Raw genomic sequence first — 13,026 nt, forward strand, 5'->3', positions numbered from 1 at the left:
GTGAATCCTCCCCCGGGGTGCCATTTCCACCCGCGCTGTCATATGGCCATACCGGAATGCAGCCAGGCCCGGCCGCCGCTGCGTGACGTGGGCAACGGGCACTTCGTAGCCTGTATCAGAGTTTAGCGGACAGGCATTCCCGGCTTTGAAACTGCCGGTCCATCCCGCTTTTAAAGACAAAAGAATACGGGTCGCGGTAACCGCGACCCGTATTTTATTTCCCGGCCGTCTAAGCTATACGGCTCTTTGGCTAACGTTTATTTGTCCAGCCAGGCGAAGGTATAGGCGAAGAATTCCGTGTATTTGCCGATGGTATGGCCCTTAAGGTAAGGGGCCACGGTGGAAATTCCAGGCGTGTAGTACATGAATGTCCACATGCAGTAATCATCGGTCATTCTCCTGGAGAGTTCCTGGTACATCGCGGTCCGCGTCGCGCTGTCTGTTTCCTGAGCGGCCTGCTGAGATAACAGTTGCAGGTCATCAGGCTGTACACAGCTTATCCAGGTGGTATTGCCGTTGAACGGGCCGTTAATCAGGGTGCTGGCCGCGTCAACCGTGGTGCCCGGGAAACCGTAGGAATACACGTACCCGTCCCAGCCGGTGCCGCCGCCGCCAATCATCTCGATGAACTGGATGACGCTCACTTTCTCAACGTTCAGGGTGATATTGGCGTCCTTCATCATATCCTGCAGCGCTGTCGGGACATCCATAGGCATGGAGTCCACAATCCACAGGGTGATTTCTATACCCTGGGGATGGCCGGCGGCCGTCAGGAGGTCCTTGGCCGCCTGGATATCATAAGGATAACCGACACAGGTGGGGTCCATGTAGGGAGGAATGCAGAATTCCTGGTTGGTGGCTTCACCGTAGCCGTAAGTGAACGCATCTACCAGCGCCTGCTTGTTAATGGAATGCTCTACGGCGCGGCGGATATTGACATCGGCTAGAAGTGAATCCGAGTTCTTGCTGGAGGGAATCAGGCACATATTGAAGACCATATCGGTGGAGGTGACGATGTCAAAACCGTCGTTGATGAGGCCTTCGGCGTCCTGCGCCTGTACGCCGATAGTGTCCAGCTGCCCGGACTTGTACGCCAGCAGGGCGACTGTCGCATCAGGAATAATATTGTAGTCGACGCCATCGAGGTAAGGCTTGCCTCTCCAGTAGTCGTCATTGCGGTCGTAAACCAGTTTCTGGTCGCGGACGAACTCGGTCAGTTTGAAGGGGCCGGTACCTATTACGTGGGTCATTTTCCAGTCGGACGTTTGATTCTGCAGCGCCGTGGGGGAGAACATCATGACGCTCCAGAAACTGGCCAGACTCTTGGCGGCGCCCCAGTCCCACTTTCCGTCTTTGAAGTTCAACTTGATGGTGTAATTATCGATTATTACACAGTCCTGGACGGACAGCATGTTAGGCCACATGGTGCTATTGATGCCGGTGTCCAGGTTGTACTTGGCGGCGTCAGCATTGAAGGGCGTGCCGTCCGTGAAGCTGATGCCCTGGCGCAGTTTCAGCGTGATTGACGAACCGTCATCAGCTATTATGATTTCTTCTGCCAGCCAGGGTTTCAGGTTGCCGTCCGCGCCGACGATGACCAGCGGCTCTACTACCAGGAAGGAGAAAGCCGCATCAGCCGGGCCGGCGGAAACCATGGGATCGCCGATATTGGCGATGTTGCCGGTGGCCTGTAATTGGAGACGTCCGCCTGCTTTACCGCCATCCGGTTTGGCCAGGCTGCCTAGGTTGGGTAATCTTGCATCTGTGGGCGCGGGGGTGGTAGTGACTGCCGGTGTTGTGGTTGTAGGAGGTTTGCTGGTGGTGGTTTCTGCTTTTTTGCAGCCGACAAGAACGAGACCGAATATCAAAATAACTGCCAAGGTAAGAAAGATTAATCTTTTCATTATTTCCTTTCACTCCTTTAGATATTTTAGTGACCCGTTCTTTTTTTTATGCAGGCATCCATCACCTCCTTTAATTTTAAGACTTCTTACAGCCACCCGGGATAACCGCCTCCTTCTACGACAACCTGGATTTTGCCAGGAGCGGCGAGTTTAACCTTTCCTTAACATCTGATTTTGGCAGAATAATACATCTATACTCTCACCTTGTCAAGTAATTTCCTAATGGCGTTTTTTTATTTTTTTTTAAGCCTTCCGCAGCCTAGCCGCCGGTCATCGGCACCAGCAGCGCGATACGGTCACCCTCACGGAGCATGAAGTCCTGGCCGTCAAAGTAAAAACGCCCGTTGATATTGAACTTGTATAGCTCCGCCAGCCGGTTTTCCCCCCGGCGTATTACCGGCCCTTCCAGAGACGGCACCTTTTTCTTCAGCGCGGCAACCACTTCCGCCATGCCGGCGCCGTCACTCAACTCCACCTCCGCCTCCCTGAGCTCCGTGATTTCCCTGGGGAGCCCGTACATCGGAATAATGCATTTGAACATAGCTTGTTTTCCTGACCTTTTCTGAGACTGATTTGACGGGTTTATTATTCTAACACCCCATTACCACCAGGTCAACGTTTTTCAATAAAACGATTGTGTCCGCCGGTGATGAAAAGGCGCTCGTTCCCGGTGTTATGGTATAATACCAAATTATGTACAACCCGGAATACACCCGTACTTTTTATAATGCCTACGGCCCCGCCGAGTGGGCGCGACTGGAAGCCACGGCCTACGGGCGGCTCCAGGCGGTTATCCACGAGGACTTTATCCGGCGCTACCTGAAACACGGCGACCGCGTCCTGGATGCCGGGAGCGGGCCGGGGCGGTTCAGCATCTTGGCCGCCAGGGCCGGAGCCAGGGTCACCGCCCTGGATATTTCCGATAAGCAGCTGGAGATTGCCGGGCAGAAAATAGCGGAGTCCGGCCAGACGGCGGGCATCGAGCGCTGTGTCCGGGCGGATATCTGCGACCTTTCCCTGTTCCCGGACGGGCGGTTCGATATGGTCATCTGCTTCGGCGCGGTGCTGACCTACGTTTGTGAAAAACGGCGTCAGGCGGCGGCGGAACTGGTGCGCGTCACCCGGCCGGGCGGCGTTATCCTGGTGGGGGTGGGGAGCAAGCTCGGGGCGGTACAGGGAGTGGCGCAGCAGCCGGATCTGGTCACGTTAAAGGAACCGGATAAGCCCACGGACCACGGCCCGGCGCTATGGGATGTTTTGGCATCCGGCGACCTCTCCGGCTTTCCTTCAAGGGCCGCCGGTATGATGCATGCCCCCATGCACCTTTTCACCGCAGCGGAGCTGCAAGCGCTTTTTACGGGATGTGAAATACTGGAAACGGCCGGCTCCAACGTGGCGCTGCGCGAATACGCGCCGTCCAACGAACGGGTGGCCGCCGACCCCGCCGCCTGGGCGGCGGTGGTGGAGCTGGAAAAGAAAATCAACCACGACCCCGGCCTGGTAAACTGCGGCAGCCATATCATCATGGCCGTGAGGAAAAAGCCTTAATACATAAACCATTCCGGCGAAAGTAGTATACCCCGTATTTATCGGGGCCGGAATCTAGGCATTACCTTCAGCACATGCTTGACGTGTAAAAGCAAAAACTAAACCACTAACCATACCGGCGAAAGCCGGTATCCAGGTATTACCCTTCAGTATATACTTGACGTTTATAAGACAATAATTTAGTTTTATTGTTATTGCGGTATGAACAATTACTACGTATATATATTAGCCAATAAGCGTAACGGGACGCTTTACGTAGGTGTTACCAACGACCTTCTAAGGCGTATCTACGAGCATAAAAACGATTTTGTTAAAGGATTTTCCAGTAAATACGGAGTTCACAATCTTGTTTATTATGAACAATGTGATAATCACGATGCCGCATTGGCCAGGGAAAAACAAATCAAAGAATGGCAAAGAAAGTGGAAGCTGGAATTGATTGAGAAGGCAAATCCGCTTTGGCAGGATTTATATGACAGACTCATTACCGGCGAGTGAGTTACTCGGTCAATGAATAATAGTAATCATAGCTATAAACCATACCGGCGAAAGTAGTATACCCCGTATTTATCGGGGCCGGTATCCAGGTATTAACTTCCGGCTGCATTTTGACGTAAATTCAACTGATGCTGTTCTATCTGGATACCGATTTGCATCGGTATTGTTAAGAAAAATACCCTACCCCGTCATGTCCGGCGAGCTCAGCGTCTGGTACATCTTGTAGTACAGCCCCTGCTTCGCCAGCAGCTCCTGGTGCGAGCCTTCCTCCGCTATTTTCCCCTGGGACAGCACGATAATGCGGTCGGACTCCGTCACGGTGGACAGCCGGTGCGCAATCGTTAAAGTGGTGCGCCCCCGGGTCAGCTTGCGCAAGGCGCGCTGCATGATGCGCTCCGTATTGGTATCTATATTAGATGTAGCCTCGTCCAGTATCAAAATCCGCGGGTCGGCCAGTATCGCCCGCGCCATGCAGATAAGCTGCCGCTGTCCGGCGCTCAAATTGACCCCCCGCTGCCCCACCAGCGTATCGTAGCCCTTGTCCAGCCGGCTGATAAAGCCGTGCGCGCCCACCATTTTAGACACGTCCATCACCTGCTGGTGGTCCGCCTCCAGCCGCCCGAACTTGATATTCTCCTCGATGCTGCCGGAAAAGAGAATGGGGTCCTGCGGCACGATGCCTATTTGCCGCCGCAGTGATTGCTGGGTCACGTCGCGCACGTCATAGCCGTCCACGGTCACCGACCCCCTGGTCGTCTCGTAAAAGCGCGCGGCCAGGCTGACCAGGCTGCTCTTGCCCGACCCCGTTTGCCCCACGATGGCTACCGATTCGCCGGGCTTGACCGTCAGGCTGATATCGTGCAGCACGTCTTTGTCTTTTTCGTAGGCGAAGGTTATATTCTGGAACTTTATCTCGCCCTTCACCGGCGGCAGCTCCACGGCGTCCGGTTTGTCCCTGATTTCCGGCACCACGTCCAGCAGCTCGAAGATGCGCGCCCCGGAAGCCATGGCCCGCTGCAGCTCCGTGTACTGCATGGAAAGCTCCAGGACGGGGTCGAAGAACCTTTGTACGTAGAGCAGGAAGCTGGTCAGTACGCCGATGCTCATGCCCCCGTCGAGCGCCAGCAAGCCTCCGGCGATGATGACCACGGCGAAAGACACGCCGGTGGAAATCTGCACCATCGGCATTATCAGCGCTTCCAGCTTGACCGCAGTGACGTTGGCGTCCAGGTGCGCCCGGTTTACCTGGTCGAACTGCTCCATGTTCTCTTCTTCCCGGGAGAGGCTCTGTATCACCCGCACCCCCGCCATGTCCTCCTGGAGTTGGGAGTTGACGATGGCTATTTTCTGCCGCACCTGGATAAAAGCCTGCCGGGCGTACTTCTGCCAGATGGCGGTCATGATAATCATTACCGGGATAACGGTCAGCGTGTATAAAGCCAGCCGCCAGTCCATGGCCATCATGATAGCCGCTATGCCCACCAGCGTCAGCACGCTGGTTAAAAGCGTTAAGATGCCCTGGGTGACCAGCTCCTGTATCTGGGAAACGTCATTCTGCACGCGGGACATCAGCTTGCCCACCTTGGAGCGGTCGAAGAAGCTCAGGGAAAGCCGCAGCAAATGGTCGAACATCTCCGTGCGCATGCGGTAGATGATGGACTGCCCGGCGTAAGCCAGGTAAGCGTTTTCCAGGTACTGCCCGCCCCAGGTGAGGAAAGCGGTCAGCAGGAAATAAAGGACGATAATCAGCGTCCCGTGCATATCGCCCGCTATGATATGGTCGGTGCCGATGCCCACCAGGTACGGCGCCGCCAGCATGGCCAGCGTGCGTACGAGCATGCCGCTGGCGCCGATGGCTATCCAGCCCTTGACCGGCCGCAGATATCTGGGCAGCTTGCCTATAACGCGGCTGTCATAGACCTTGCCCAGCGCCTCGTCCGCATCAAAGCGGTCGCCGGGACGTCCCCCGCCGCCGCCGGGTCCTCCGCGCATCATGGCATTTCCTCCGCTGCCTCGTCGATAATGTCTTTATTCAGGGAAAGCTGTGATTCGTACAGCTTTTGATAAATGCCGCCCCGCGCCATCAGTTCGTCGTGGGTGCCCTTTTCCGCCAACTCGCCGTCCTGGAGCATCAGGATAACATCGGCGTTGCGGATGATGGGCAGGCGGTGCGTTATAATAAAGGTCGTCCGGTTTTTAATGAGCTGGTCCAGCGCCTGGCGGATGAGCTTTTCCGTGGCCGCGTCCACGCTGGCGGTGGAATCGTCCAGGATAAGGATGCTCGGGTTTACCAGCAGCGTGCGGGCGATGGACAAACGCTGTTTTTCCCCGCCGGAAAGCGTATCGCCCCGCTCCCCCACCCAGGTATCGTACCCCTCCGGCAGCGCCTGGATAAACTGGTGCAGGTTGGCCGCCTTGGCCACCGTGATTATCTCGTCCATCTTGGCGTTCACCGCGCCGTAGGCTATATTGTCTTTAATCGTGGCGGAAAACAGAAAAACGTCCTGCTGCGCCGCCACCACGTTCTTGCGCAGGGAAGTCAGGGTGACATCGCGCACGTCCACGCCGTCCACCAGTATTTTGCCGTCGGTCACATCATAGAACCGCGCCAGCAGATTGGCGATGGTGCTTTTGCCGCTCCCGGACCGCCCCAGCAAAGCCACCAGCTGCCCCGGCTGCACCTCGAAGCTGACATGCTTCAGCGCCGCGGACATGGTGTTGTAGCTGAAGCTCACGTCCTGGAAGGATACCTGCCCCTTGAGCCTCCCCAGCTGGATGGCGTGCGGCTTTTCCGTGACCTCGGACCTCGTGTCCAGGATTTCCAGGATGCGCTGCCCGGCGGAAATCGTCCGGGAATAGAGGTTTACTATCATCCCCAGCCGGCGGATGGGCATGGCCAGCATCCCGATGTACAGGATGAACTGGGTCACCTGCCCGATGCTCATGCTGCCGTTAATCACCTGCTGCCCGCCGTACCATAATATAATGGCGGTGGGGATGGTGAAGAGCAGCCCCATGGTGGGGGCGTTAACCGCCATCAGCTTGGCGGCGTGCACCTGCTCGTCGGAGAGGACGGTGGCCTGTTTGGCGAACTGGCGGTTATCTTCTTTCTCGTGGGAAAAAGCCTTGACCACGCCGATGCCCGCCAGGCTTTCTTCCAGCGTGGTGCCCATGGTGCCCATGACGGCCTGCACCTTGAGCCAGATAGGCCGTATGTTCCGGCCGAAGCTTATCGCCAGCCAGCCCACCGGCAGCACGAAGGCGAGGGTGAAAAGCGCCAGTTGCCAGTCGATAATCAGCAGCAGGTATGCCACCACCAGCACCATCAGGACTACCTGTACCAGGCCCAGCAGCCCCATGGAGACGAACATGCGCACCGCCTCGATATCCACCGTGGCGCGGGACATCAGCTGCCCCGTCTGGCTCTGGTCGTGGAAGGCGAAGCTCAAGCGCTGGATGCGCTCGTACAGGGCGTTGCGCATGGCGTAGGTGGCCTTCTGCGCCACGAACTCGATGAGGAAGCGCTGCCCGTAGCCGGACGCGCCGCGTACGATGCTCACGCCGATGATGGCCCCGGCGATTATCCAGATATAGCTGCGCGCTCCGTTGCGCAGAACGGAATCTATGCCGTCACCCAGCAGCCGGGGAATAGCCAGTCCCAGGCCGGTCTGGAGAACGATGCACAGGAAGGCCAGCCCCAGGATATACCAGTAGCCGCGCACGAACGTCAGCAGTCTGACAATTACTTTCATGAGAATGCACCCGGAATGCTGAAATTATACCGATATAACGTGATAGTATTTTACTCCTAAACAACTTATCCGTAAAGTATTTTCCGGCTGTAAAGCCAAAATTGTGACATTACTTTAACAAAATCCGCCCGGCTGTTTGTTTGGGGGAGCCTTATATCAACAAGGAATTAATTACTGTAATTCTTCCGCTCACCCTGAGCTTGTCGAAGGGTGAAATATATTTATTGCTGTGACTCTCTTCCGTTCCTCCCGCCCGGCTGTTTGTTTGGGGGTAAAGGGGATGTAAATTTCACCATGCCGGCACATACGGGAGTCCGGTGATTTTCACGATGCGATAATACCCGCGCCCCAGCTTTCCCCGGGACGGTTATTGAAAACGGGTTTATCCTTAACGGAAGGCGGCTCGCCCTTAAAGCTTTAGCGCGTCGGCCACGTCCCTCAGACCCAGCTCCCCCAGCCGCTTCCGACCCGGCCGGCCCGTTTTAGCGTCCCAGTCCATGGCCGTGAAATACTCTTTAATCATCGTCTCTTCATCGACGGTGACCCCGGCGATAGGCCCTGTTTTATGCGGCGGCTTGCCGAGCAGCCTGCCGGCTATCTTGAACTGGGATAATGTCACGCCCTCCCGCAGGTTGAATGCCTGCCGCAGGTTCTCGATGCGCTCCCCGGTGGTCACCATTTCCTCGGTGGTCATATCCCAGCCGGTGACCGGGCACAAAAACTCGGCGATGACATCGGCGTGGGGCAAAGCGGAATTAACGAAAAGGCACATGCCGGAGCACATCAAAGAGTGCTGGAAATTGCTGCCCCGCTTGTGCGCCTCCGCCCGGCCCGTATAAAGCTGCCGGTTGATTTCCGGCAGTAGCCCCTTGTTGTGGTGCTCTTCCGAGCCCTGGGTATGCCGCGCCGGCGTGGCGTTGGTGAGATAGGTGGTGGCCATGGCGGAGGTGGCGATGGGGTTATGGCCCGGCACTTCCTGCCCGTGGACGTGCATGGCGTATTCGGCGGCCCTCCCGCCGATGCGCCGCGCCGCCGCCTGCACGCCGTCCGCCAGGATATCCCCGAAGCCCTCCCGCCTGCCCATCTGCTCCGTCATCGCCACCAGGCCCCGGTGGTTCCCCCAGGTAAGGTCGATGCCGCCGGTATCCTGCCGGCTGATAAGCCCTTTTTCGTAACATTCCATGGCGAAGGCGATAACCGCCCCGGCGGAGATGGTGTCTATGCCCAGCCGGTTGCAGATATCATTGGCTTTAATAATGGAGTCGATATTATGGTTCAGGCAGTTGCTGCCGAGCATGACGATGGTCTCATATTCCGGGCGGTAGGAGCCGGCGGCGTACTCGTATTCGCCGGCACCGGCTTTCATCACGGCCTCGCAGCCTACCGGGCACTGGTAGCAGGCGATACGCTTTTCGCTGCGCGCCGCCACCGCCTCGGCGCCGATGTCCCCGGCCTCCGGAAAATCGGTAATCGCCGCCCCGCCCCAGTTCTTCACCGGCGAATCGCCGGCCTCGATGCTGGAAACGGTGGTGAAGGTGGTGCCGTACTTGCGCAGGATATCCACGTGACCGCCCACCTGCGCCATGTACCTGGTCCTTAGTTCTTTCAGGCCCTGCTCGTCGGCGATGGGCACCTTCATTTTGCCCTTGACCGCGACGGCTTTAAGGCGCTTCGACCCCATGACCGCCCCCAGCCCCGAGCGCGCCGCCACGCTGCCCCGCGTGTGGACGATGCCGGCGATGAGCGATAGCTTTTCCCCGCCCGGCCCGATACAGGCTATCGCCGTGTCCTGGCCCAGCTCCGCTTTCAGTATTGCTTCCGTCTCGTAGGTGTCTTTGCCCCAGAGGTGCCCGGCGTCCCTCAGTTCCGCTTTCCCGTTATCTATATAGAGATAGACCGGCCCGGGCGCGATGCCGGTGAAAAACACATCGTCGTACCCGGAGAATTTCAGATAAGCCCCGAAGTAGCCGCCGGAGTTGGCGTCGCCCCAGCCGCCCGTCAGCGGAGACTTGCCCACCACGGTGAAGCGCGTGCCGGAGATGGCCCGGGTGCCGGTCAGCGGCCCGGTGGTAAATCCCAGGATATTGTCCGGGCCGAGAGCGTCCGCCCCGGCTTTCATCCGGTTGAACAGCAGCCGCACGCCGATGCCGTAGCCCCCGAGGTACTGCCGCGCCAGCGTTTCATCCAGCGGCTCATCCTTTAGCGTGCCGCCGGTCAAATCAACCCACAGTATTTTGCCCAGGTATCCTCCGGCCATGATTGCCTCCGGTAAGCCGTTATTTTCTCTCGCCTGAAACCCGAGAGGGTGGCTATCCAGTCATTATACAATATTGCCCGGAATTAGATAATCCGTACCTGTGCGTGTCCGGCTAACAAAAGATGATGTTGCTTATATTATTGTCAAAGACCGACCCAATCATATATAGTTAAGGTAATACCCTGTTTGTCGTACTTTATGAAAAAACTCAGGCTCAGCCCTTATATCTGGAGTACCGCCGTCATGGCGCTGTCCCTAGCGCTGGCGCTCTGGGTGGCGAGCTTTATCAAGCCGTCCTTCGTTTCCGGCGATATCCCCTACCAGAGCAGCTCGCTCTGGGTGATTCTGGTCTATTTCTTCGCGGCGATAGTGGTTATCGCCGTTATCTTCTTTTTCATACCGCTGGATAAACTCAAGTATGTTTTCCGCATCGTCTTCGCCGTGATGTTCGGCTGGGGCATATTTATCGTCACTTTCTTTAAGATACCCACCCCCGCCGCCTATGCCCTGGCCGGCGTGGCCGCGCTTATCTGGCTGTTCTGGGCCAGGATATGGCTGCACGACCTGCTTCTGCTCGTCGCGCTGGCCGCCGCCGCCGCTATCTTCGGCTACCTTTTCTCCCCGCTCACCTTCATGATTTTCATGCTGGTGGTCTCCGTTTACGATATCCTGGCGGTGCGCTTCGGCCTCATGGTCTGGATGGCGGACAAGCTTTCCGATACCACCTCCCTGCCGGCTTTTATCTTCCCCAAGAACCCCGGCGACGTGGCGCTCAAGCTCAAGGTGGTGCAGTTCAACGAGCTCCGCAAGGAGGAGGCCGCCAAGCGGGAGTACGTTATCCTGGGAGGCGGTGACATCGGCTTCCCTTTAATGATGGCGGTGTCCGTTAACTTTAAATACGGCCTGGCCGGCGGCATACTGGTGGGCGCGCTGGCGACTTTAGGGCTGATGGGCGCTTTCCTGATTCAAAAACTCTGGCTCAAAGGCAAACCCATGCCGGCGCTGCCCCCGGTCACTTTTATGTCCCTGGTCGGCTATCTCATCGTATTTTTCTTCCTGAAGTAGCCGCGCCGCCGTCATGCTCCCCTTATCCCCCCGGATTACCTCTCATGCGGGAACACTAATCTTATACGTGCCGCCCGGTATGTTTTAAGGTACAATATGCTCATGGAAGAAGCCATTTATTATCACAAGACCGTCCCCTTCCGCGCCGGACCGCGGGGACTGCTTTTCCGCACCTCCCAGGAGCTTTTCAGCAGCCATGATATCGATATCGGGACAAAATTCCTGCTGCGCACCATCATGGAGGGCGGTTACGGCGACTTTAGAAATATTCTGGATATGGGCTGCGGCTATGGCCCCCTGGGGCTGGCGCTTAAAAGCCTTTACCCGGACAGCGCCGCCCACCTGGTGGACCGGGACGCTTTAGCGGTGGCGTATGCCCGGCAAAACGCTGCCCTGAACAAATTGGACGGCGTGGAGATTTACGGCTCCCTCGGCTACGACGATGTTGCCCGCCGGGACTTCGACCTTGTTGTTGCCAATATCCCCGGTAAAGCCGGGGAAAACGTTATCGCTTACCTGCTGCGGGAAGCGCCGTATTTTCTAAAGCCCGGCGGCCTGGCGGCGGCGGTGGTGGTCGCCCCGCTGGCCGAGCTGGTGGACAAAACCCTCGCCGAAACCCCCGGCGCTGAAATTATCCTTAAACGCGACCGCCCCGGCCACGCCGTCTTTCACTACCGCTTCAGCGGTGAAAATGCCCCGCCCCCGCCCTCCCTTACCGCTTTCGAGCGCGGTATTTACCATCGCCGGAAAGTGGCTATCCGGCTGGGCGATATGGACTGTACCGTGCAGACCGCCCACGGCCTGCCGGAGTTCGACTCTTTAAGCTACGCCAGTGAGATGCTGGTGAAAACCTTGCCTGACTTGCCGGGCCGGGACGGCCGCCGCGCGGTGGTCTTCAACCCCGGCCAGGGGCATGTAGCCCTGGCTTTATGGCGCCTCCTCCACCCCCGGACTATTTCTTTGGTCGACCGCGACCTGCTGGCGCTGCGCTATTCGCGGCTTAACCTGGTCGCTAACGGCTGCCCGCCGGAAAATATTTTTATCAGGCACCAGGCGGGAATCGGTCTTGATGCCGCAGAAACCCCCGACCTTTTTCTGGGGGTGTTGCGGGAGGCGGAAGGCAGGGACGCTATCACTCAAGACCTCGATCATATGGCGGCGCGGCTTAGGCCGGGCGGACTGATAGTGCTGGCCGCCGGCTCCACGGCCGTCACCCGCCTGGTATCTTATGCAGCCTCGCGGCCGGACCTCCGCGTCAGGGCGCGGGAGCGGCGGCGGGGCTTTAGCCTGCTGGTACTGGAGAAAACTTAGCCGGATATTGACAATCCCTGTCCATCGGTTCATACTATGGTATGATTCTGGTATGAAGGGGTAAGTGCTATGCCCAGGACCGCCAAGATTGCCATCAGCCTGCCGGAGGACGTGCTGGCCGCCGCGGAAAAAGAAAGGAAAGGCAGCGGTGAAAGCCGCAGCCAGCTTTTCCGCCGCGCTTTAGAGCTGCTTTTGCGCCAGCGTAAAGAGCGTGAGATGAGCGAGCAGTATATCCGCGCTTACCGGCAGCTGCCGGAAACGGATGAGGAAATTGCGGCCGCCCGTGTTTCAGCCGGCGCCGTCCTTAAAGAGGAACCCTGGTAATGCGCCGCGGGGAGATATGGTGGGCGGAGTTGCCGCCGCCGTCCGGCCGGCGTCCCGTCTTACTGCTCTCCCGTGATGAAGCCTATAGCGTCCGGTCTCTGATAGTGGTCGCGCCGGTCACCACCCGCATCCGGGGTATCGCGTCTGAAGTCCGCCTTGGTATCGCGGAAGGTCTGCCGCAAGACTGCGCGGCCAATCTGGATACCATTACCACCATCCCCAAAGACTCCCTGCAAAATTGCCTGGCCGTCCTCAATTTTAAAAAGATGAAAGAGGTAGAAGCCGCCGTATGCTTCGCGCTGGGTATTGCAAAATAATCCGGTTGTGCTAGTCTTTATTATAGAAACCCGACTTAACTCCCTGGAGG

At 57.6% G+C, this 13,026-nt stretch carries 11 protein-coding genes; 6 read left to right on the forward strand and 5 right to left on the reverse strand.

Features of this window, described 5'->3' with window-relative positions; all coding sequences use genetic code 11:
* Positions 1 to 257: 257 nt before the first annotated feature.
* On the reverse strand, positions 258 to 1,904 hold the full coding sequence (locus tag WC370_06835) for an ABC transporter substrate-binding protein (GenBank protein MFA5309183.1): 1,647 nt from the start codon (positions 1,902 to 1,904) through the stop codon (positions 258 to 260).
* 259 nt (positions 1,905 to 2,163) lie between these two features.
* Complete coding sequence (locus WC370_06840; protein ID MFA5309184.1) at positions 2,164 to 2,445, reverse strand: MoaD/ThiS family protein; 282 nt, start codon at positions 2,443 to 2,445, stop codon at positions 2,164 to 2,166.
* A gap of 152 nt (positions 2,446 to 2,597) precedes the next feature.
* Between WC370_06840 and WC370_06845 the strand changes: the two genes are divergently transcribed.
* Together WC370_06845 and WC370_06850 are read left to right on the forward strand one after the other, a co-directional pair.
* Complete coding sequence (locus WC370_06845) at positions 2,598 to 3,452, forward strand: class I SAM-dependent methyltransferase (GenBank protein MFA5309185.1); 855 nt, start codon at positions 2,598 to 2,600, stop codon at positions 3,450 to 3,452.
* Positions 3,453 to 3,653: 201 nt separating this feature from the next.
* Positions 3,654 to 3,950: a GIY-YIG nuclease family protein gene (locus WC370_06850; GenBank protein MFA5309186.1), complete on the forward strand. Its 297-nt coding sequence runs from the start codon at positions 3,654 to 3,656 to the stop codon at positions 3,948 to 3,950.
* 180 nt (positions 3,951 to 4,130) lie between these two features.
* Here the strand turns inward: WC370_06850 and WC370_06855 are convergent, their stop codons facing one another.
* The 3 genes from WC370_06855 to WC370_06865 all read right to left on the reverse strand — a co-directional run bounded on the left by WC370_06855 (position 4,131) and on the right by WC370_06865 (position 9,959).
* Positions 4,131 to 5,945, reverse strand: a complete 1,815-nt coding sequence (locus WC370_06855) for an ABC transporter ATP-binding protein (protein MFA5309187.1) — start codon at positions 5,943 to 5,945, stop codon at positions 4,131 to 4,133.
* Positions 5,942 to 7,702: an ABC transporter ATP-binding protein gene (locus tag WC370_06860; GenBank protein ID MFA5309188.1), complete on the reverse strand. Its 1,761-nt coding sequence runs from the start codon at positions 7,700 to 7,702 to the stop codon at positions 5,942 to 5,944. Before WC370_06860 ends, WC370_06855 begins: the two co-directional genes overlap by 4 nt.
* A gap of 409 nt (positions 7,703 to 8,111) precedes the next feature.
* Positions 8,112 to 9,959, reverse strand: a complete 1,848-nt coding sequence (locus WC370_06865) for an aldehyde ferredoxin oxidoreductase family protein (GenBank protein MFA5309189.1) — start codon at positions 9,957 to 9,959, stop codon at positions 8,112 to 8,114.
* A 198-nt stretch (positions 9,960 to 10,157) separates the two neighbouring features.
* On the opposite strand from WC370_06865, the gene WC370_06870 reads away from it, so the two are divergent.
* From WC370_06870 to WC370_06885, 4 genes are all read left to right on the forward strand, one after another.
* Complete coding sequence (locus WC370_06870) at positions 10,158 to 11,024, forward strand: presenilin family intramembrane aspartyl protease (GenBank protein MFA5309190.1); 867 nt, start codon at positions 10,158 to 10,160, stop codon at positions 11,022 to 11,024.
* A gap of 96 nt (positions 11,025 to 11,120) precedes the next feature.
* Positions 11,121 to 12,335 (forward strand): methyltransferase, encoded by a 1,215-nt coding sequence (locus tag WC370_06875; protein ID MFA5309191.1) that lies wholly within the window; start codon positions 11,121 to 11,123, stop codon positions 12,333 to 12,335.
* Positions 12,336 to 12,404: 69 nt separating this feature from the next.
* Positions 12,405 to 12,659, forward strand: a complete 255-nt coding sequence (locus WC370_06880; protein MFA5309192.1) for a ribbon-helix-helix protein, CopG family — start codon at positions 12,405 to 12,407, stop codon at positions 12,657 to 12,659.
* Positions 12,659 to 12,976, forward strand: a complete 318-nt coding sequence (locus WC370_06885; GenBank protein MFA5309193.1) for a type II toxin-antitoxin system PemK/MazF family toxin — start codon at positions 12,659 to 12,661, stop codon at positions 12,974 to 12,976. Before WC370_06880 ends, WC370_06885 begins: the two co-directional genes overlap by 1 nt.
* The last annotated feature ends 50 nt before the right edge of the window (positions 12,977 to 13,026 follow it).

Source organism: Dehalococcoidales bacterium (assembly GCA_041652735.1).
Lineage (GTDB): Bacteria > Chloroflexota > Dehalococcoidia > Dehalococcoidales > RBG-16-60-22 > RBG-13-51-18.

Coding starts and splice junctions, on each gene's coding strand:
- WC370_06845 (MFA5309185.1), top strand. CDS start 2,598: ATGTACAACCCGGAATACACCCGTACTTTTTATAATGCCTACGGCCCC.
- WC370_06885 (MFA5309193.1), top strand. CDS start 12,659: ATGCGCCGCGGGGAGATATGGTGGGCGGAGTTGCCGCCGCCGTCCGGC.
- WC370_06850 (MFA5309186.1), top strand. CDS start 3,654: ATGAACAATTACTACGTATATATATTAGCCAATAAGCGTAACGGGACG.
- WC370_06870 (MFA5309190.1), top strand. CDS start 10,158: ATGAAAAAACTCAGGCTCAGCCCTTATATCTGGAGTACCGCCGTCATG.
- WC370_06860 (MFA5309188.1), bottom strand. CDS start 7,702: ATGAAAGTAATTGTCAGACTGCTGACGTTCGTGCGCGGCTACTGGTAT.
- WC370_06875 (MFA5309191.1), top strand. CDS start 11,121: ATGCTCATGGAAGAAGCCATTTATTATCACAAGACCGTCCCCTTCCGC.
- WC370_06855 (MFA5309187.1), bottom strand. CDS start 5,945: ATGATGCGCGGAGGACCCGGCGGCGGCGGGGGACGTCCCGGCGACCGC.
- WC370_06835 (MFA5309183.1), bottom strand. CDS start 1,904: ATGAAAAGATTAATCTTTCTTACCTTGGCAGTTATTTTGATATTCGGT.
- WC370_06840 (MFA5309184.1), bottom strand. CDS start 2,445: ATGTTCAAATGCATTATTCCGATGTACGGGCTCCCCAGGGAAATCACG.
- WC370_06880 (MFA5309192.1), top strand. CDS start 12,405: ATGCCCAGGACCGCCAAGATTGCCATCAGCCTGCCGGAGGACGTGCTG.
- WC370_06865 (MFA5309189.1), bottom strand. CDS start 9,959: ATGGCCGGAGGATACCTGGGCAAAATACTGTGGGTTGATTTGACCGGC.